19 protein-coding genes and 1 tRNA gene are annotated in these 20,102 nt (G+C 31.6%); 17 read left to right on the top strand and 3 right to left on the bottom strand.

The features are described 5' to 3' along the window. Positions 1-2 precede the first annotated feature (2 nt). Both argH and ACOTVC_RS00790 read left to right on the top strand, forming a co-directional pair. Positions 3-1,400 (top strand): argininosuccinate lyase, encoded by a 1,398-nt coding sequence (argH, locus tag ACOTVC_RS00795; protein WP_421627421.1) that lies wholly within the window; start codon positions 3-5, stop codon positions 1,398-1,400. A 5-nt stretch (positions 1,401-1,405) separates the two neighbouring features. Further along, a complete protein-coding gene (locus ACOTVC_RS00790; protein WP_421627419.1) occupies positions 1,406-2,737 on the top strand; it encodes an anaerobic C4-dicarboxylate transporter family protein in 1,332 nt (443 codons plus the stop codon). A 1-nt stretch (position 2,738) separates the two neighbouring features. Here the strand turns inward: ACOTVC_RS00790 and ACOTVC_RS00785 are convergent, their stop codons facing one another. After that, entirely contained in the window at positions 2,739-3,413 is a 675-nt protein-coding gene (locus ACOTVC_RS00785; RefSeq protein WP_039617503.1) for a YheO-like PAS sensor domain-containing protein, read from the bottom strand. 166 nt (positions 3,414-3,579) lie between these two features. On the opposite strand from ACOTVC_RS00785, the gene ACOTVC_RS00780 reads away from it, so the two are divergent. The 7 genes from ACOTVC_RS00780 to feoB all read left to right on the top strand — a co-directional run bounded on the left by ACOTVC_RS00780 (position 3,580) and on the right by feoB (position 11,628). Then, positions 3,580-3,942, top strand: a complete 363-nt coding sequence (locus tag ACOTVC_RS00780; protein ID WP_012661024.1) for a Rid family detoxifying hydrolase — start codon at positions 3,580-3,582, stop codon at positions 3,940-3,942. 3 nt (positions 3,943-3,945) lie between these two features. Further along, the gene (dcuC, locus tag ACOTVC_RS00775; protein ID WP_421627417.1) at positions 3,946-5,385 is read left to right on the top strand and encodes a C4-dicarboxylate transporter DcuC; all 1,440 of its coding nucleotides are present in this window, start codon (positions 3,946-3,948) and stop codon (positions 5,383-5,385) included. 13 nt (positions 5,386-5,398) lie between these two features. Further along, positions 5,399-6,568 (top strand): trans-sulfuration enzyme family protein, encoded by a 1,170-nt coding sequence (locus ACOTVC_RS00770; RefSeq protein ID WP_214097767.1) that lies wholly within the window; start codon positions 5,399-5,401, stop codon positions 6,566-6,568. Positions 6,569-6,571: 3 nt separating this feature from the next. Further along, positions 6,572-7,936 carry an adenylosuccinate lyase gene (gene purB / locus ACOTVC_RS00765; RefSeq protein ID WP_214097768.1) on the top strand — a complete coding sequence of 455 codons (1,365 nt, stop codon included), beginning with the start codon at positions 6,572-6,574 and terminating at the stop codon, positions 7,934-7,936. Positions 7,937-7,942: 6 nt separating this feature from the next. Continuing rightward, positions 7,943-9,283: an MmgE/PrpD family protein gene (locus ACOTVC_RS00760; RefSeq protein WP_214099000.1), complete on the top strand. Its 1,341-nt coding sequence runs from the start codon at positions 7,943-7,945 to the stop codon at positions 9,281-9,283. Between the two features lie 93 nt (positions 9,284-9,376). Next, a complete protein-coding gene (locus ACOTVC_RS00755) occupies positions 9,377-9,604 on the top strand; it encodes a FeoA family protein (protein ID WP_039617512.1) in 228 nt (75 codons plus the stop codon). After that, positions 9,604-11,628, top strand: a complete 2,025-nt coding sequence (feoB, locus tag ACOTVC_RS00750; RefSeq protein ID WP_214098999.1) for a ferrous iron transport protein B — start codon at positions 9,604-9,606, stop codon at positions 11,626-11,628. Before ACOTVC_RS00755 ends, feoB begins: the two co-directional genes overlap by 1 nt. A gap of 15 nt (positions 11,629-11,643) precedes the next feature. On the opposite strand, the gene tenA is transcribed toward feoB, so the two are convergent. Continuing rightward, positions 11,644-12,309, bottom strand: coding sequence for a thiaminase II (tenA, locus tag ACOTVC_RS00745; RefSeq protein ID WP_214098998.1), 666 nt, complete (start codon positions 12,307-12,309; stop codon positions 11,644-11,646). Positions 12,310-12,454: 145 nt separating this feature from the next. Here tenA and acpP point away from each other — a divergent pair, with 145 nt between their 5' ends. From acpP to ACOTVC_RS00725, 4 genes are all read left to right on the top strand, one after another. Then, entirely contained in the window at positions 12,455-12,688 is a 234-nt protein-coding gene (acpP, locus tag ACOTVC_RS00740) for an acyl carrier protein (RefSeq protein WP_039617517.1), read from the top strand. 28 nt (positions 12,689-12,716) lie between these two features. Beyond that, entirely contained in the window at positions 12,717-13,931 is a 1,215-nt protein-coding gene (locus ACOTVC_RS00735) for a beta-ketoacyl-ACP synthase II (RefSeq protein ID WP_039627924.1), read from the top strand. A gap of 1 nt (position 13,932) precedes the next feature. After that, positions 13,933-14,868: an acetyl-CoA carboxylase carboxyltransferase subunit alpha gene (locus tag ACOTVC_RS00730; protein ID WP_421627413.1), complete on the top strand. Its 936-nt coding sequence runs from the start codon at positions 13,933-13,935 to the stop codon at positions 14,866-14,868. A gap of 68 nt (positions 14,869-14,936) precedes the next feature. Next, positions 14,937-15,012, top strand: a tRNA-Phe gene (locus tag ACOTVC_RS00725). A gap of 2 nt (positions 15,013-15,014) precedes the next feature. Here ACOTVC_RS00725 and ACOTVC_RS00720 read toward each other — a convergent pair. Next, on the bottom strand, positions 15,015-15,812 hold the full coding sequence (locus ACOTVC_RS00720; protein WP_421627411.1) for a ferritin-like domain-containing protein: 798 nt from the start codon (positions 15,810-15,812) through the stop codon (positions 15,015-15,017). Positions 15,813-15,893: 81 nt separating this feature from the next. Between ACOTVC_RS00720 and ACOTVC_RS00715 the strand changes: the two genes are divergently transcribed. Genes ACOTVC_RS00715 through ACOTVC_RS00700 form a run of 4 tightly spaced genes read left to right on the top strand, consistent with a single transcriptional unit; the run spans position 15,894 to position 20,101 of the window. Beyond that, positions 15,894-16,670, top strand: coding sequence for an ABC transporter permease (locus ACOTVC_RS00715; RefSeq protein ID WP_421627409.1), 777 nt, complete (start codon positions 15,894-15,896; stop codon positions 16,668-16,670). Next, positions 16,667-17,338, top strand: a complete 672-nt coding sequence (locus tag ACOTVC_RS00710; RefSeq protein ID WP_039617525.1) for a capsular polysaccharide export system, ATP-binding protein — start codon at positions 16,667-16,669, stop codon at positions 17,336-17,338. The genes ACOTVC_RS00715 and ACOTVC_RS00710 overlap by 4 nt, the downstream gene beginning before the upstream one ends. Continuing rightward, entirely contained in the window at positions 17,328-18,443 is a 1,116-nt protein-coding gene (locus ACOTVC_RS00705) for a capsule biosynthesis protein (protein WP_263690984.1), read from the top strand. Before ACOTVC_RS00710 ends, ACOTVC_RS00705 begins: the two co-directional genes overlap by 11 nt. Continuing rightward, positions 18,443-20,101, top strand: coding sequence for a polysaccharide biosynthesis/export family protein (locus ACOTVC_RS00700; protein ID WP_421627406.1), 1,659 nt, complete (start codon positions 18,443-18,445; stop codon positions 20,099-20,101). Before ACOTVC_RS00705 ends, ACOTVC_RS00700 begins: the two co-directional genes overlap by 1 nt. Position 20,102 lies beyond the last annotated feature (1 nt).

The following is a 20,102-nucleotide window of genomic DNA, read 5'->3' as shown; positions in this document are numbered from 1 at the left end:
ATATGTCACAAAAAGCAGAGAAATTATGGGGTGGACGTTTTGATTTGCCTACAAATAAATTAGTTGAAGAATACACTGCTTCGTTATTAGTTGAGCCAAGACTTGCTCCTTTTGATATACAAGGAAGTATAATCCATTGTACCATGCTTGCAAAACAAGGCATCATAAAAGAAGATGAAGCAAAAACTATCATCAAGGGTTTAGAACAAGTTAGAGAAGAAATTCAAAATGGAACTTTTGTTTTTGATATAGCTGATGAGGATATTCATATGGCTGTAGAAAAAAGAATGACACAAATTGTAGGCCCAGTAGGTGGAAAGCTTCATACTGCAAGAAGTAGAAATGACCAAACTACGCTTGATTCAAAAATGCATATGAGGGCAGTTATTAAAGAAATTTTAATTCAAATTATTGCTTTGCAAGAAGAGATTATAAATCAAGCTCAAAAAAATATCAAAGTTATTATGCCAGGTTATACACATTTACAAACGGGTCAGCCAATACTTTTTTCACATTGGATTATGGCGTATTTTTGGATGTTAAGTAGAGATTATTCTCGTTTTGAGGATTTGTATAAAAGAATGGATGAGTGTCCTTTAGGAGCAGCTGCGCTTGGTGGAACTACATTTAATATAGACAGACATTTTTGTGCCAAAGAATTAGGTTTTACAAAACCAACAGAAAACAGTATTGATAGTGTTAGTGATAGAGATCATATGGTTGAATTTACCTCTGTGGCTGCTATGTGTTTTATGCACCTTAGTCGTTTTTGCGAAGAGCTTATACTTTTTTCAAGTCAAGATTTTAAATTTGTAGAATTAAGTGATGATTTTTGTACCGGCTCAAGCATAATGCCTCAAAAGAAAAATCCTGATGTAGCTGAAAAAATGCGTGGTAAGACAGGTAGAATATATGGTAATGTTATGGCAATGCTAACTATTATGAAAGGTATTCCACTAGCTTATAATACTGATATGAGTGAAGATAAGGCTCAAGTTTATGATTCTATGGATACTTTAATGGCAAGTTTGAAAATCATAACTCCTATGATAGAAAAAATGCAAGTAAATGCTAATAATACAAGAGCAGCTGCTGCAAAAGGATTTTCAAATGCTACGGATATGGCTGATTATTTAGTAAGAAAAAATATACCATTTAGAGAAGCTCATAGCATAGTTGGTGGTGCTGTGAATTATTGTATTAAACATAACAAAATGCTTGAAGAACTTAGTATAGAGGAATTCCATCAGTTTAATAAAAATATCCAAGAAGATATTTATGAAGCAATTGCTTTAGAAACTTGTATAGATGCAAGAGTATCTTATGGTGGCACAGGAACTAAAGTGGTACTAGAGCAAATTAAACATGCAAAAGAGCTTTTGAATCAATATAAGGCGTAAGATTAATGGATATTATTTTTTTATTAGAACTTTTTATTATTTTTTCAATGATAGCCATAGGTGGTAGATATGGCGGTATAGGCCTTGGTGTTGCAGGCGGACTTGGTATGTGTGTTTTAGTTTTGGTTTTTGGTATGCAACCAGCTTCGCTTCCTGTGAGTGTTGTATTTATTATACTTGCTGTGATTACTTGTGTAAGTGTTTTGCAAAGTGCAGGCGGGCTTGATTTGCTGGTAAAAATAGCAGAAAAAATTTTAAAGAAAAAACCTCAAGCCATTGTTTTTATGGGGCCTTTGATTAGCTCTACTTTTACTATTTTTTGTGGTACTACTTATGTAGCTTTTTCTATTTACCCAGTGATTGCAGAAGTGGCTGCTCAGGCTAAAATTCGACCTGAAAGAGCACTTTCTGTTTCAGTGATTGCAGCAGGTATTGGCGTGGTAGCTTCTCCTATGAGTGCAGCTACTGCTGCTATGGTAGCTATTTTAGCTTTTAGTGGTACAACGATAGTGCAAATTCTAATGGTAAGTTTACCTGCTTTTTTTATAGGTGTATTTCTTGCTTGTTTGAGTGTTTTTAAAAGAGGAAAAGAGCTTGAGCAAGATGAGGAGTTTCAAAGAAGAGTAAAAGCAGGAGAATATCATTTTTTAAGTGAAGACTTGCAAAATAAAGATAGCGAGCATGATCCTATGGCTAAAAGGTCTTTATATATTTTTGCTTTGGGGATTTTAACTATTATTTTCTTTGGAACTTTTACGAATTTATTGCCTCATTATGAGCTTGCAAATGGTAAAATAGAAAGACTTTCTACCCCAAATTTAATCCAAATGACCATGCTTGCAACAGCTTGTTTGATTATGCTTTTTGCTAAAGTTCCTGCTAATAAACTTGGTGAAGCTTCTGTATTTAAATCAGGACTTATAGGAGTTGTAGGGGTTTTTGGTATAGCTTGGATGACAGGAACATTTTTTGAGGCTTATAAGCCTTTATTTAGCGATTCTTTATCACATGTTGTAGAGGACTATCCGTATTTATTTGGGGTAGCTTTATTCGCCTTTTCTATGGTGATTTTTTCTCCTTCAGCAACGGTAGCTGCTTTAATGCCTTTGGGTGTGAGTTTGGGAATTCCTCCCCAAATTCTTATTGTACTTTATCCTTGTGTGAGTGGAGATTTTATAGTTCCAGGTGCTAATCAAATAGCATGCGTGGCTTTTGATAGAACGGGTACAACAAAAATAGGTAAATTTGTAATCAACCACTCTTACTTAAGACCGGGGTTTGTTTTGATTATTAGTGCGACTATTGTGGGTTATTTTATCTCTAAGCTTGTATTTTAGCTTAGAGATTGTTTTTAAGTTTTTGTAGATATCTGTAGACGCTAGGTTCTGATATATTAAGCGACTTAGCAACTATAGGTATACTTCCTTTGATGTTAAAAATTCCTTTTGAATGAAGCTTTTTAATAATCTCATCTTTTTGCTCAGTGCTTAAGCTATATCCTGAATTTAAATATTTCAAATCTATGTTTTCAGCTAAAATATCTTCTATAGAATGACTAAGTGTTTCTATATTACTCACATTATGTAAATTTACATTGTTTTGATTATGAATATCTAATAAATCACTAAAATCATTGATTTTTTCAAGTTCTATGATTTTACTAATAGCATTTCTAAGCTCTGTGGTATCGTGATTTATACATAATATCCCTACGATTTTATTTTGATTTTTAATGAAAAAAGTTGATCCAGTAACAATCTTAGACTTTCCAACCTTTGCTTTATAATCACATAAAAAGTCTTTATTTAAATATTCTTTTTCTTGTACAAGCTCGCTTGCAAAAGAAGTTAATGGAGAATTAATTGTTCTTCCACTAATGTGGTTATTTGCAATGGCTGCAATATACGAACCCTCAGGTGCAATTACATGAAAAACGATTTCATATTGATCTCCAAGTACTTGCCCTAAAAATTGAGTGAGTTTGATAAATAATTCTTTTTGTTGTTCATCCATGATCTAGACCTTTTTGTTGTTTTTTGTTATTTTACAAAATATTTCATCAAAGTTGCCAATATTTATCATAATAAAAAAAATTATTACTATGATAAAAAAATATTGACAATTTATTATTATGATGATAATATCATATTATGATTTTATTTAAACACAAGGAGTATACATGGCAAATTATCCAAAGGCTATAGGACCATATTCAGCTTATAGAGAAGCTAACGGTTTGTTATTCATTTCAGGACAACTTCCTATTAATCCAGAAAGTGGAAATATAGAAAGTGAAGATGTAAAAGAACAAACAAGACAGTCATTGTTAAATATTAAGGCTATATTAGAAGAAAATAATCTTTATTTTAACAATGTGGTAAAAACTACTTGCTTTTTAGCAAATATTGATGATTTTGTGGCTTTCAATGAGGTTTATTCTGAATTTTTCGCAGCTCCATATCCTGCAAGAAGTGCTTTTGCGGTAAAAGATCTTCCTAAGGGTGCTAAAGTGGAGATAGAGGTTATTGCTCATAAAGGATAGAGCATGTTGGGTTTATTTTTTGCAGGATGTTCTGTATTTTTACTTGTTTTTATGCTCTATAAAAAAATCAACGCCCATATGGCGTTGCTTTTAAGTGGTTTATTCTTGCTATCTCTAGCAGGAATTTTTGGACTTTCTCCTATCATTAGTGAAAAGCAATCTTTGCATTTAGGTCTTTTTGATATTTTCCAAGTTGTTAATACAAATATGTCAAGCACTCTAGCAGGACTTGGACTTACTTTGATGTGTATAGCGGGATTTTCTGCTTATATGGATCATGTGGGCGCAAGTTATGCTTTATTTAAAGTATTTGAAAGACCTTTAAAGGCAGTAAAATCACCTTATGTTCTATTGCTAGTTTCATATTTTGTAATCCAGTTTTTAGTGCTTTTTATACCTTCACATGCAGGTTTGGCGCTTTTACTTATGGTTACAATGTATCCTATTTTAGTGCGCTCAGGCGTTTCTAAGCTTTCTGCGCTTTCAATTATCGCTATTTGTCAATACATTGACCATGGCCCAGGCAGTGGTAATGTGATTATGGCCTCAGAAAAAGCCAAAATTGACCCTGCAATTTATTTTGTTCATTACCAACTCCCTGCAACTATACCTATTATTATTGCTGTGGGTATTGCGATTTATTTTTGCTCAAAATATTTTGATAAAAAAGAAAATTTTGTTTTTAATCGTGATGAGATAGAAAAAGAGTTGTCAGAAAATGATAGCAAAAAAGAAGAGGTGAAAAAACCACCTAGAATCTATGCGATTTTACCTATTATACCTTTAGTGTTAATTTTGGGTTTTAGCAGTGTTTTAGATAGCATTATGGTGTTAATGGGATTTGCTACCATGGAAGAAGTTGAAGTCGCTTCATCTACTGCTATTAAAATGAATGTACCAGTTGCAATGATGATTTCAACCTTTATTGCAATTATTTTTGAAATCATTCGTTATAGAAGTTTGATTGATACTTTAAATTCTATTATGGTATTTTTTAAAGGCATGGGGCATTTATTTGTAATTACAGTTTCTTTGATTGTTTGTGGTCAAGTTTTTGCAAACGGACTTTTATCAGTTGGCTTTGTAGATACTTTAATAGGTTTTGCAAAAGATGCAGGTTTTGGAGTGCTTGCTATTATTATAGCAGTTTCTATTTTGCTTGCTGTATGTGCATTTTTAATGGGTTCAGGAAATGCAGCATTTTTTTCTTTTGCGCCACTTATTCCAAATATAGCAAAATCTTTTGGGGTTGAAACCATAGCTATGATAGCGCCTATTCAAATCATGACAGGGTTTGGTAGATGTGTTTCGCCTATTGCACCTGCTATTTTGGCAATTTCGGCTATAGCTAAAGTAAATCCACTACAAGTTGTGAAAAGAACGGCTATTCCTATGCTCGTAGCTGCTATTGTTAATGTGATTATGACTTATATTTATCTATAAAAAGGAGTACAAAATGAACAACAAAACTAAATTAATCCACCTAGGAAGAGGCGATCAAAATGCTGAAGTAAGATCAGTTAATCCAACCTTAATGCGTGCATCAACTATACTTTTTAAAGATCATGCAACTTGGCAAAAATACCGTGAGTTAAGAAAAACAGATCGTGTTTTAAGTTATGGTGCTAGAGGAACAGCAACTAATTTTGAACTTGAAAAACTAATTTGTGAGCTTGAGGGTGGCCATAGAGCGCAACTTTTCCCAACAGGACTTGCAGCATTAGCTATGGTGCTTTTAAATTATGCTAGTAAAGATGCTCATTTTTTAATCACTGATGCTATTTATGGACCTGTTAGAACAATTTGTGATTTATTTTTAACTAAAATGGGCGTAGAAATTGACTTTTTAAAAGCTGATGCCTCTGATGTAGAAGAAAAAATCAAACCAAATACAAAATTAATCCTTTGTGAAAGCCCAGGTTCTATACTTTATGAAATCATAGATTTGCCAAAACTTTGCGAAATTGCACACAAACATAACATACCAGTAGCGATTGATAATACTTATTCAAGTGGGTATTTTTTAAATCCACTTGAGCTTGGAGCAGATATTTCAGTAATTGCAGCGACTAAGTACTTAAGCGGGCATTCAGATGTAACCATGGGTATAGTAGTGATTAATGAAAAAGAATGGAAAAATTTTGACAAATTGCCAGAAGCTTTAGGATTTACTACAAGTCCTGATGATGCTTATTTAGTACTTCGTGGTATGAGAACTTTAGATGTAAGAATGAAAGCACATGAAAAAAGTGCAGATGAGGTGGTAGAGTTTTTACAAAGTAGAAAAGAAGTTAAAACAATCTTTTATCCAAAATTAAAAACTCATCCAAATCACGAAGTTTTTATGCGCGATCATAAAGGTGCTAATGGTATGGTAACGATTGAATTTGCAGATGGCATTTCTAAAGAACAAGCTATTGAGTTTGTAGATAATTTAGAGTATTTTTCAATCGGTGCAAGCTGGGGTGGATATGAGAGTTTAGCTACTGTTACTACTCCGCCAAGAACAGCAACAGATTGGAGTGCTAGAGGACCTTTTGTGAGATTTCATATAGGTCTTGAAGATAGTAAGGATTTGATTGCTGACTTAAAACAAGCATTTGAAAAAATAAATTTTAAAGGATAAAACATGGGTGTGAGTGTATTTGATATGAGGTTGCTTCAAGATTCTTGGAGTACCCCTGCAATGAGAGCTATTTTTAGTGAAGAAAATAGAATTCAAAAATGGCTTGATGTAGAAGCTGCTTTGGCAAAAGCCCAAGCAAAACTTGGCATTATTCCTAATGAAGCGGCTATAGAAATAGCTAAAAAAGCGCATTATGAATTTATGGATATGGATTTTATTTTTGCTGAGTTTAAAAAGACCAAACACCCTTTGGTGCCTACTGTGCGTGGTTTAGAAAAAGCTTGTGAAAATGGTCTTGGTGAATATGTACATTTTGGTGTAACAACGCAAGATATCATTGATACAGGTATAGTTTTACAATTTAAAGAAGCTATGGCTTTAATCAAGCAAGATTTAAAAGATATAGCTAAAAATTTAGCAAAAATTGCAAAAGAGCACAAAAACACTGCAATGATGGGAAGAACCTTAGCTTTACAAGCTTTACCTATAACTTTTGGACATAAAGTTGCAATTTGGCTAAGTGAACTTAATCGCCATTATGAAAGAATTATCGAGCTTGAAAAAAGATTATATGTAGGATTAATCGTAGGTGCAGTGGGAACTAAAGCAAGCTTAAGTGACAAAGCTAATGAAGTAGAAAAACTTACTCTAGAAAGTTTAGGTTTAGAAGTTCCTGATATCTCATGGCAACCAGCAAGAGATCGTTTTATTGAGCTTGGTTATGTTTTAGGCAATATCAATGCAACCTTTAACAAAATCGCACATCAACTTTTAATCTTAGCTCATAATGAAATTGATGAAATTGCTGAGCCTTTTGGAAAAGGTCAAGTAGGAAGCTCTACTATGCCTCATAAAAGAAATCCAGCAGTAAGTGAAAACGCAGTGACTGTAAGTAATGCCCTAAGAGCTAATATTGCGATTTTAAGCGATATAGAAAGACATGAGCATGAAAGAGATGGTCAAGTTTGGAAAATGGAATGGAAGCTTTTACCAGAAGCATTTTTAATGCTTTCAGTGGTATTAGCAAATATGAAATTTGTCTTTGATGATTTAGAAGTTAAAAAAGACAAAATGTTAAAAAATCTTGATACGCTTAATGGCTTTGTATTAGCAGAACGCGTGATGTTTGCTTTGAGTGATCATTATGGTAAGCAACATGCACATGAAATTGTTTATGAAAATGCTATGAGAGGCATAGAAAATCATAAAACTTTCAAAGAAGTTTTACTTGAAGATGAGCGTGTGAGTAAGGTTTTAAGTGAAAAAGATATTGATGTTTTAATGGATGCTACAACTTATGTAGGTTATGCGCCAAAATTAGTTGATGAGTTCTTAGAAAAAATCGCTAATGCGCCAATTCTAAAGTAGGAAAAAATGTATTTAAGTGAAAAACTAGCCGAATTTATCGTAAATTTAGACTATGAAGCTATTCCTAACGAAGTAAAGCAAAGAGCAAAAGAGCTTATGCTTGATGCACTAGGAACAGCCCTAGCTGCTAAAAATGAAGCTTGTGTTTTAAATGCAACTAAGGCTTTTGAAGCTTTAAGCATAAATCCTAGTGAAAAAATTTGGAGTGGGGATAAAAAGCTTGATGTAATTTATGCTGCGATGGTAAATGCCATTGCAGCGCATGCCCTTGATTTTGATGATACTCATACTGAAGCTATTTTGCACGCTAGTGCTATTTTAACTCCGCTTTGTTTAACTTATGGATTTAGCGTAAGTAAAGATGGAAAAAAAGTTTTAAAAGCTTTTATAGTTGGTTGGGAAATTGCTGCTAGAGTGGGTATAGCAAGCAAAGGAAGTTTCCATAAACGCGGCTTTCATACTACAGCTATAGCAGGAATTTTTGGTAGTGTGGCTGCAAGCTGTGTTTTGCTTGATTTAAACAAAGAACAAATCATCAATGCTCTAGGTTTAGCAGGAAGTTTTGCAAGTGGGGTAAATGAGTTTTTATCTAATGGGTCTAATTCTAAAGTTTTACACATAGCTAATGCTTTGAAAAATGGAATTTTAGTAGCAAATTGCGCAAAAGCTAATATGAGTGGTCCTTTGAGTATATTTGAAGGAAGGGATAATGTCTTTAGAACTTTTGGCTTAGAATATGAGTGTGATAAAAATGAACTTTGTAAGGGTTTGAATGAAATTTGGCAAGTAATGCAAGTATCATTAAAACCTTATCCAAGTTGTCATTTTGCACATGGGCTTATTGATTGTGCTATGAGTTTAAGAAATGATGGCTTAAATGCACAAGATATCAAAAGTTTGCATTGTTTTGTAGATGAGGTACCAATTTCATTTATCTGTGATCCAATAGAAGCAAAATACACTCCACAAAGTGCTTATGCTGCTAAATTTTCCATGCCTTTTTTAATGGCTTTGGCATTTTTTGATGGAAAGATCACTTTAAAATCTTATGAAAATTTAAATAGAGCCGAACTAATAGAATTTGCTAAAAAAATTAGCTATGAAAAGAAAAAATCTAGTGGTTTCCCTAAATACTTTCCAGGACATTTAGAAGCTGTTTTAAATGATGGAAAGGTAATTAAAAAAGATGTACTGATTAACAAAGGAAATTTTGATAATCCTTTAAGTTTTGATGAATTAAAAGATAAATTTCTTTCTAATGCTAGTATAGCACTTTCTTTAGAAAAGGCTGAGGAATTAGTCAAAAAGCTTCAAAATTTAGAAAATCTAAATGATTTTGATTTCTAGCAATCTCATTTTTTTGAGATTGCTTATTATTTTAAAAAAGAAATAATTTAATTTTTTATATAATGTTTTATCTTAGTTTTTGTAAGGAAAAACATGACTTTAGATACATTAAAAGATAATGAAGAAGCTCTTATAGTAGGCTTTGAAGCAGATAAACAACTCCAAGCAAGACTATTTAGTTTTGGTTTTGCAAAAAACAAAAAAGTTAAAAAAATTCGCTCTTCTATTGCAAATTCTACTATTATGGTAGAACTTGATACAACTTGCGTGATTTTACGCTCAAGTGAAGCAAAAATAATACAAATTTCAAAAGAGTTTTAATGAAAGAAATCATCGTTGCTTTAGTGGGTCAGCCAAATGTTGGTAAAAGTTTATTAATTAACGCACTTTGTAAAGCTAATATGAAAGTTGGAAATTTTAGCGGTGTTACGGTTGAAAAAGCTGAAGCTAGATTAATTTATAAAAATTATGAGTTTAAATTTATAGATTTACCAGGAACTTATGCATTAGATGGTTATAGCGAAGAAGAAAAAATTACAAAAGATTTTTTAAAAAAGGGTAATTTTGATCTTGTAGTAAATGTGCTTGATTCTACAAATTTAGAGCGTAATTTGATTTTGAGTGCATCTTTAATAGAAGCTAAAACCAAAATGATTATGGCTTTAAATATGCAAGATGAAGCTAAAAATGAAGGTTTTAGTATAGATTTTAAAATTTTATCCCAACTTCTAAATACACCTTGTCTTGGCGTGTGTGCTAAAACTAAAGAAAATCTAAATGCACTTTTGGATTTAATCATTTCAGCCCATGAAGCTAAATTTGAAGCTAAAGAGCGTGTTTATAGTGATATTATAGAAGAAGAACTTGTAAAAATAAGTGATTTTTTAAATCAAAATGAAATTACATATTTAGATTTTTCTACAAAAGATTTGGCACTTGCTTTACTTAAAAATGAAGCCAATATAGTCATTTCACTCGCTTTGAGAAAAATACTTGATGAAGCTTTGGAAAAAATTTATATGGCATATCATAGTAAAGATATAGAAAGTATTTTTAAAGAAGAGCTGATTGCTTTTGCAAATGGTATATGTGCTAAGGTTTTAAGCAAGGGTGTTAAGTATAAAAATCATACTAAAGAAATAGATTCTATTTTAATCAATAAATTTTTAGGAATTCCTATATTTTTGTTTTTTATGTGGGCTTTATTTCAACTAACCTTTACTTTAGGTCAAATCCCTATGGATTATATAGAAATGTTTTTTACTAACTTAGGTGATATGGTAAAAAATAATATTAGCAAAGAATTTATCGCTTCAGCCTTAGCTGATGGTGTTTTAGGTGGGGTTGGCGCGGTTGTGACTTTTTTGCCAAATATTATGATTTTATTTTTTGGTATAGCCTTACTTGAAACAACCGGATATATGGCTAGGGTTGCATTTTTATTAGATGGCATTTTATATAAATTTGGCTTACATGGTAAAAGTTTTATCCCTTTAATCACGGGTTTTGGCTGTTCGGTACCTGCATTTATGGCTACAAGAACTTTAAAAAATAAAAAAGATAGATTATTAACTCTTTTTATTATTAATTTTATGAGTTGTGGTGCAAGACTTCCTGTGTATGTGCTTTTTGTTGGAGTGTTTTTTCCTGCTGATGTAGCGGGAAATTATCTTTTTGGGATTTATCTTTTAGGTGCATTTTTGGGTTTGATTGCAGCTAAAATTTTAAGAATGAGTGCTTTTAGAGGACAAGATGAACCATTTGTGATGGAAATGCCAAAATATAGAATGCCAAATTGGAATTTAGTATGGTTTATGGTGTTTAACAAAGCCAAAATGTATTTAAAAAAAGCAGGAACATTTATTTTGATAGCTTCTTTACTTATTTGGTTTGCGAGTAATTTTCCTGCACAAGAAAATAATACTCAAAATGCTTTAACTCAAGAACTTCAGATAGAAAATAGTTATCTTGGACAATTTGGTAAAGCAATAGAGCCTATTTTTGCACCACTTGGTTTTGATTGGAAACTTAGTGTATCTTTGGTAAGTGGTTTAGCTGCTAAAGAAGTGATGATTTCTACTATGGGCGTGCTTTATTCTTTAGGTGATGAAGTTGATGAGACAAGTTTAAATTTACAAGAGGCTATAAAAGAAAACATCCCTTTTAGCACAGCAGTAGCTTTTGTACTTTTTGTTATGATTTATAATCCTTGTTTTGCAGCAACTATAGTTTTTGCTAAAGAAGCAGGAAATAAAAAATATGCATGGTATCTTTTTATATTTACATCTTTATGTGCGTATTTGGTTGCTTTTGTAGGGATTAATATTACTAAATTGATAATTTAATCATCTTCATGATGATTAAATTTCCATTTTTTGCTCTAAAGAGTGTTGCCAAAAGGCTGTTTCAAGTCTTACAGTAGTATAAAAAATTTCATTTAATTTTTTAAATTTTTCTTCACTAATGCTATTTGCATAAGAATTAAAAAAGTCTTTAAATTCTTTAATTTCATCTTGAAATTCTTTACCTGCATAGGTTAAAATCCATTCTTTGTAAGGATGATTTTCTAAGCTTTTTTCATTAAGTCCTTTATAAATTTCTTCTCCTATATATGCATAACCTATAGCACAAGCACTCAAAGCACACAGCATATCCAAATAATCTCCATTTTGTCCCACACTTAGTAAGTATCTTGTATAGGCAATATTAGTTAAACTTTCATCCTTATGGTCAAGTTTTTCTACATCAATACCTAGCTTTAAAATACTTCTATGAAGCTCTAATTCTCCTTCTAAAGTGTAGTTTTGATTTTTAATAGCAAATTGAATTTCTTTAGCATTATTTGCATTTAAAGCAAGCAAGGCATAGCATTTTGCATAATTATTTAAAAAGATATAATCTTGTTTAAGATAAAACAAAAATACATCTTTTTCTAAAGTGCCATTTTGAAGTTTTTTTACAAATTCATGATGGATGTATCGATCCCAAGTTTTTTTATTTTCTTTTATAAGTTTATCCAAAAGCATTAATTTCCTTTGTTAAAAATTAAGCTTTTATTTAAACACAGATAATTAAATTTTTCGTAATAATCTTTAATTTTTAACTTTTTAAACAAGAAATTTATTTTTTTATTGTAAAATGTGGTTTAATTTTTTAAACTAGGAGATAAAAATGGCAATTTTTGATGATGTAAAAAAAGTAGTTGTTGAGCAACTTAGTGTTGATGAAGATGCAGTTAAAATGGAATCTAAAATCATTGAAGATTTAGGTGCAGATTCTTTAGATGTTGTTGAATTAGTTATGGCTTTAGAAGAAAAATTTGATGTCGAAATTCCAGACAGTGATGCTGAAAAACTAGTAAAAATCGAAGATGTTGTTAATTATATAGAAAATCTTCAAAAATAATTTTAATTTTTAAAATAAGGAGTGCGGTTTGAAACGCGTTGTAGTAACAGGTATAGGAATGATCAATGCCCTTGGCTTAGACAAAGATAGCTCATTTAAAGCAATTTGTGATGGCAAAAGCGGTGTTGATAAAATCACTCTTTTTGATACCACTGATTTTCCAGTGCAAATTGCTGCTGAAGTAAAAAATTTTGACCCTTTAAGTGTTTGTGATGCTAAAGAGGTTAAAAAAATAGATCGTTTTATACAACTTGGTATTAAAGCAGCAAGAGAAGCTATGGAAGATGCTAAATTTGATGAAACTTTAAACAAAGAAGAATTTGGTGTAGTTTCAGCAGCTGGTATAGGTGGTTTACCAAATATAGAAAAAAATTCTGTTACTTGTGCACAACGTGGACCACGTAAAATTACTCCTTTTTTCATACCATCAGCTTTGGTTAATATGCTTGGTGGGATTATTTCAATCGAGCATGGATTACAGGGACCAAATATCTCATGCGTAACTGCTTGTGCAGCAGGAACTCATGCTATAGGTGAAGCTTATAAAAGCATAGCTTTAGGCAATGCAGATAAAATGCTTGTAGTAGGCGCTGAAGCGGCTATTTGTGCTGTAGGTATAGGTGGCTTTGCTGCTATGAAAGCTCTTTCTACTAGAAACGATGATCCAGCTAAAGCTTCAAGACCATTTGATAAAGAAAGAGATGGCTTTGTAATGGGTGAGGGTGCCGGTGCTTTAGTGTTTGAAGAGTATGAGGCTGCTAAAAAGCGTGGAGCTAAAATTTATGCTGAGTTGGTAGGTTTTGGCGAAAGTGCGGACGCACATCATATCACTTCACCTACTTTAGAAGGGCCATTGCGTGCTATGAAAAAAGCCTTAAAAATGGCAGGAAATCCAAAAGTAGATTATATTAATGCACACGGAACTTCTACTCCTGTAAATGATAAAAATGAAACAGCAGCTATTAAAGAGCTTTTCAAAGATCAAATTCCTTTAGTTAGTTCTACAAAAGGTCAAACAGGACATTGTTTAGGTGCTGCTGGAGCAATTGAAGCTGTTATTTCTTTAATGGCACTTGATCAAGGTATATTACCGCCAACTATCAATCAAATCGTAGCAGATGAAAATTGCGATCTTGACTATATACCAAATACTGCAAGAAAAAGCGAAGTTAATGTTGTAATGAGCAATTCTTTTGGTTTTGGTGGAACAAATGGTTGTGTGATTTTCAAAAAAGTAGATTAATATGGCTTCTTATTTAGATTTTGAAAAAAATATTCAGCAAATTGATGAGGATTTAGCAAATGCTAAAATCAAAGGCGATGATGAAGCAGTAAAAATTTTAGAAAAAAACCTTGAAAAAGAAACCCAAAAAGTTTATAAAAATTTAAGCGATTACCAACGCTTACAGCTTGCAAGACATACTGATCGTCCTTATGCGCTTGATTATATCCAAGCTATATTAAGTGATGCTTATGAAATTCATGGCGATCGTGCTTTTAGAGATGATCCTGCTATTGTGTGTTATGCGGGCTATATAGGTGGTAAAAAAGTTATTGTTATAGGTGAGCAAAAAGGTAGAGGTACTAAAGATAAACTTCATAGAAATTTTGGTATGCCTCATCCTGAAGGTTATAGAAAAGCTCTAAGAGTGGCAAAAATGGCTGAAAAATTTGACATACCAGTGTTATTTTTGGTAGATACTCCGGGTGCCTACCCAGGAGTAGGTGCTGAAGAGCGTGGTCAAAGTGAAGCTATAGCTAGAAATTTATATGAATTAAGCGCCCTTAAAACAATCACTATAGCAGTAGTTATAGGCGAAGGTGGAAGTGGTGGTGCTTTGGCTATAGGAGTAGCTGATAAACTTGCTATGATGAAAAATTCAGTTTTTTCTGTGATTTCACCTGAGGGTTGTGCTGCTATTTTATGGAATGATCCATCAAAAAGTGAAGCTGCCACTAAGGCGATGAAAGTAACTGCTGATGATTTAAAAGCCCAAGGTTTGATAGATGATGTTATCGAAGAGCCAATAAGTGGAGCACATAGAGATAAAGAAAATGCAATTAAAAATTTAAGTGATTATGTCTTAAAAGCTATAGAAGAATTAGAACAATACGATAAACGTGAATTAGCTGCATTGAGAATGCAAAAAATCTTTAAATTTGGAGCTTTTTCTGAATAATTTGCATTTTTATGCAAATTTCAACTTTTTTTAAAAAAACTATTGTATAATTACAACTTCAGTTCAGTGGTTGGATAGCTCAGTCGGTAGAGCAGCAGACTGAAAATCTGCGTGTCGGCAGTTCGATTCTGCCTCTAACCACCATTTTATTTTTTATTATAAAAATCATCTAATTCCTGAAGTTCATTTTCGTTAAATCCTGCTTGAATTCTAGCTGTTTTGTTATATACTTTTCCTAAAAGATTAAATTCTTTATATTTAGCGCAAAGATCAAGGTAGCTATCATTTTCATTTTTTGCATAATTCCACCAAAAATCCCCTTTATTTACATGCTTAATCTCATCATTTAGTATAATGGTAAAAATTTCACTAAATAAACTTTTTATAGGATGATTAGTTGTGTTTAATTTTTCTAAAACAAAAGGATTAGCATCAAGTCCTTTTGCTTCAAGTCCTCTATGAACTATGCCCATTCTGTGAGCAAGATTATCTTTGGTTAAAAACAAGGCTTTTTCAAGATTATCATGAGCATGGAAATCTCCATATTTAAAACCAAGTTCATTTAAAGTTTTTTCTAAAAGTAAAAAATGCTTAATTTCTTCATCAGCTACCTCAAGCCAATCTTGATAAAATTTCAATGGTAAATTTTTAAACCTATAACTAGCGTCTAAAGCCAAATTTATAGCACTATATTCTATATGTGCAACTGAATGTAAGATTTTAGCTAAAGATAAAGTGCTATTTGCCTCTTTTGGACGTCTTATTTTCATAGGATGAAGGATTTTAACTTGTGAGTTTTCACAAATGATCGCCTCATGGGAATGATTAAAATCATACAAATTAGATTTAAAATTTTCGTAAAATTCATTAAATAATTCAATCTTTTTAAAAATATTTTTGTGATATAAAATTTTTTCTAATTCTTCAAAGAAATTTCTTTTCATTTTTAAACCTTGTTAAATATTATATAAGATAAAAAAGTATAATATAAAAATTTTGAAAATTTAAAAAGGTTTGCTAAAAATATGTTTAATGTCATATATGCTCTTTTTTTTAGAGAGTTAAAGACAAGATTTGGTATTAATAAATATTTGGGCTATTTTTGGGTGATCGGAGAGCCTATGATGGTGGTTTTGGTAATCACTTCCATTATAACAGCTATTAGAGAATTTCATCATCAAATCATGCCCGAGGGTGTTTCTATCTTTTTATTTTTAGCAGTAGGGATTATACCTTTTTTTATGTTTAGAAGTATTATTACTCAGCTTTTAAATGGCATTAGTTCTAATCTAACTTTATTTGCTTATAAGCCAGTAAAACCTATACATGTATTTATTGCTAGAACTATGCTTGAGTTTTGTATTTATTTTACTATTTTTATTTGTGTAATGTTTTTGGCAGGTTGGTTTTTGCATATGCAAGTTATACCTAAACATTTTTTAGAAGTGATGTTTTCGCTTTTTTTGCTTGTAGTATTTGGTTTTGCTATGGGGATGTGTTTTGCTATAGCAGGACATTTTGCGGAGCCTTTAAAAATGGTATTAAATTATTTAAATATAGTTTTATATTGGACAGCTTTGGTGGTATTTCCTATATGGATAGTTCCAAAACCTATTTTAGACATTTTATATTACAATCCACTTTTACATATCATGGAGCTTTTAAAATATAATTTTTTTCAAAATTATCCATTGCTCGATGATTATAATTACTATTACCCTATTGCATGTTTGAGTGTGATTTTGTTTTTGGGATTGTTTTTTTATTATTTTACTAGAGAAAAGTTGATAGCGGTGCGATGATAAAATTAGTTAATTTAACAAAATCTTTTCCTTTACGCAATGGTGGAAGACATTATGTTTTTAAAAATTTAAGTTTTGAATTCCCTGAAAATTGTAGTATAGGCTTAATGGGGCGCAATGGTGCTGGAAAATCTACTTTAATGAAACTTTTAAGTGGTTCCTTGCTTCCTGATAGAGGTAAGATTATCACTAATAAAAAATTATCTTGGCCATTAGGTTTAGCAGGTGCGTTTCAACACAGACTCTCAGCAAGAGACAATGCACGCTTTGTGGCTAGAGTATATGGTTATAAAGGAAAGGCTTTAGAAGAAAAGATTAAATTTGTTGAAGATTTTGCTGAGCTTGGAAAATTTTTCGATGAGCCTATGAATACTTACTCAGCAGGTATGAGTGCTAGGATATCTTTTGGCTTAAGCATGGCGTTTGATTTTGATTATTATTTAATCGATGAAGCAGGTGCTGTGGGTGATCCTAAATTTAGAGAAAAAAGCTCTAAAATCTATAAAGAAAAGCTAAGTCAGTCAAAAGTTATTATGGTTTCGCATAATGTAGCTGAAATTAAACAATGGTGTGATAAAATTATATTTATGCAAGATGGACAAGCTACTATATACGATGATGTAGATGAGGGCATAGCGGTGTATCAAGGAAAAATAAATGCAAAATGATTTATTAAAAAAGTTTAAAAATTTAAAGATACTTAATTCTTTTAAAATAGTATTGATTTTAACGGCATTTGTTGTATTTTATTATGTTTTTATAGCAGCAAATCGCTATGTGAGTGAAAGTGTTTTAAGTGTGAAATCAACCACAGGAGATAGCGGAGCTATTACTGGAATTGCCGCACTTTTAACTAATAATTCTTTTTCAAGCGAGGATATAACCTTCTTAAAATCATATATTCATTCTTTAGATATGTTAAATATCTTAGAAGAAAAAATCCAAATTCGCGAGTTATATCAAAAACAAAAACTTGATTTTTTTTATAGTATTTCTTCATCGGCTGACCAAGAGGATTTTTTAAAGTATTATCAAAACCGTGTTAAGATTATTCAAGAAAACTCAGCCAATGGGCTTTTGCGTGTAGAAGTAGAAGGTTTTGATCCACAAAGCGCACATTTAATAGCTTCAACTATAGTTAAAGAAAGTGAAAAATTTATCAATGAAATTTCACATAAAGCCGCAAGAGATCAAATGCAATTTGCTGAAGAAGAGCTTTTGCAGTTTAAAAAAAGATATCAAAAGGCTAAAGATGAACTTTTAGCCTTTCAAAATAAATATGGAGTATTTGATCCACTTAAACAAGCAGAAGGTACTCTAAAACTCATTGCCGAACTTGAATCAAAAATAGCAGCCAAAGAAGCTGAACTTTTGATGATGCAAAGTTATATTAATGATAATGCACCGCAAATTGTCACTATAAAAAGTGAAATCACAGCCTTAAAAAAACAACTTCAAAAAGAAAAATCCAAAATTTCATCCCCAAAATCCTCTCAAAAGCTTAATGATCTTGCAGCTAAATTTCAAGATCTAACTATAGAGGCAGGTTTTGCAGAAAGTGCTTACACAGCTGCATTAAAAGCTTATGAAAGTGCTAGGATAGAAGCTTTAAGAAAGATAAAACAAGTGGTTATAGTGCAAAGTCCAAGTTTACCTCAAAGCGCAAAATATCCAGAAGCTTTGTATAATATACTCACGGCTTTTATGATTTTATCTTTGATTTATGGAATTGTTAAATTTATTAAAATGATTATAGAGGAGCATAGATACTAATGAAAAAGATATTTTTATTTTTACTTTTACCTTTGTTTTTATTTTCAGCGGTAGATGTTTCTCAGATTGCTAAAATTCAAAATCAGCCATTAACTCCATCTTTAGAGCCACAAATTATAAATTATGATAACAACCAAAGTGATTTTAATCAAACTCAAACTCCGATAACTAAAGTTTTTGGTGCACATTTATTTAATGGTAATTTTACTAAATTTACTCAACATGTTTATAATCCTGATTATAAACTAGCAGTAGGTGATAGGATTAATGTAAAAATTTGGGGCGCAGTAGAGTTTATACAAACTTTAACAGTAGATTCTCAAGGAAATATTTTTATACCAAAAGTGGGTGCGATTAATCTTTTGGGTGTGAAAAATAGTGCTTTGGTTCAAGTTATTACAAAAGCTATTAATAAAATTTATAAAAGCAATGTCTATGTATATGCGGATATGGATATTTATCAAAATGTATCGGTATTTGTTACAGGAAATGTAAATCAACCAGGCCTTTATCAAGGACTAAGTTCAGATTCTATCATACAGTATTTAGATAAAGCAAATGGTATTAATCTAGAATATGGTAGTTTTAGAGATATTCAAATTTTAAGAGATAATAAAGTCATTAAAAAGGTAGATTTATATGACTTTTTACTTAAAGGTCAACTTGATCTTTTTCCTTTTAGAATGGGTGATGTGATCTTAGTGGGTAGTGTGCAAAAGTATGTTTTTGTAGAAGGAGACGTGCAAAAACCTTTTAGATTTGAACTCAGTAATGATATTTTAAATTTAGAAGATATAGCAAAAGTTGCAGGAGCTAAGCCTATAGTAACTAATGCAGTGGTAAAAAGCTATAGAGATGATCATAAATTGCATGTAGATGCTTACAGCAAAAAGCAATTTTTAGGCGTGAAATTATACAATGGTGATGAGATAGAGTTTAGACCTGATTATACAGCGCAAAATATTAGCATTAGTATAGAAGGTGAGCATAGTGGTTTGCATTCTATGGTGATAAAAAAAGGCACAACTTTAGCTGAACTTGCTAAAATGATTACAGTTAACGATCAATCAAACATTAATGCCTTACAAGTTTTTAGAAAAAGTGTAGCAGCTACTCAAAAACAACTTATAGAAGCTCAGCTTAAAGAGCTTGAAACACTAGCTCTAACAAGTTCTTCAGTAAATGCTGAGCAAGCTAGCATTAGAGCTACTCAAGCTAAGACGATTTTAGAATTTATTGCGCGTGCAAAGCAAGCTCAGCCAAAAGGACAAATCGTTATAGACAATGTCAAAGCATATAATTCTATAGTATTAGAAGAAGGCGATGTAGTGAATGTGCCTAGTAAAAATAATCTTGTTTTAGTTCAAGGTGAAGTTTCTATACCAGGTGCATTTGTATATATGGATAAAGAAAAATTAAGATATTATATCAACCTAGCGGGTGGCTTTAGCGATAGAGCTGATATATCAAGAGTTTTGGTAATCAATGTTAATGGTAAAGCAACTAAATACAGCGGTAGAAGCTCAGCGGATATCAAAGCAGGAGATTCAATTCTAGTTTTACCAAAAGTAGATAGCCAAAATCTCCAAATTTTTAGCATGCTAACACAAATTTTATATCAAATAGCTATTGCAACTAATGTAGTGTTAAATATATAGG

The sequence above is a fragment of the Campylobacter sp. GB48 genome (assembly GCF_049221845.1).
Classification (GTDB): Bacteria; Campylobacterota; Campylobacteria; order Campylobacterales; family Campylobacteraceae; genus Campylobacter_D; species Campylobacter_D lari_C.
The sequence above is the reverse complement of the archived record's forward strand: the minus strand, read 5'-3'. Positions and strand labels throughout refer to the sequence as shown.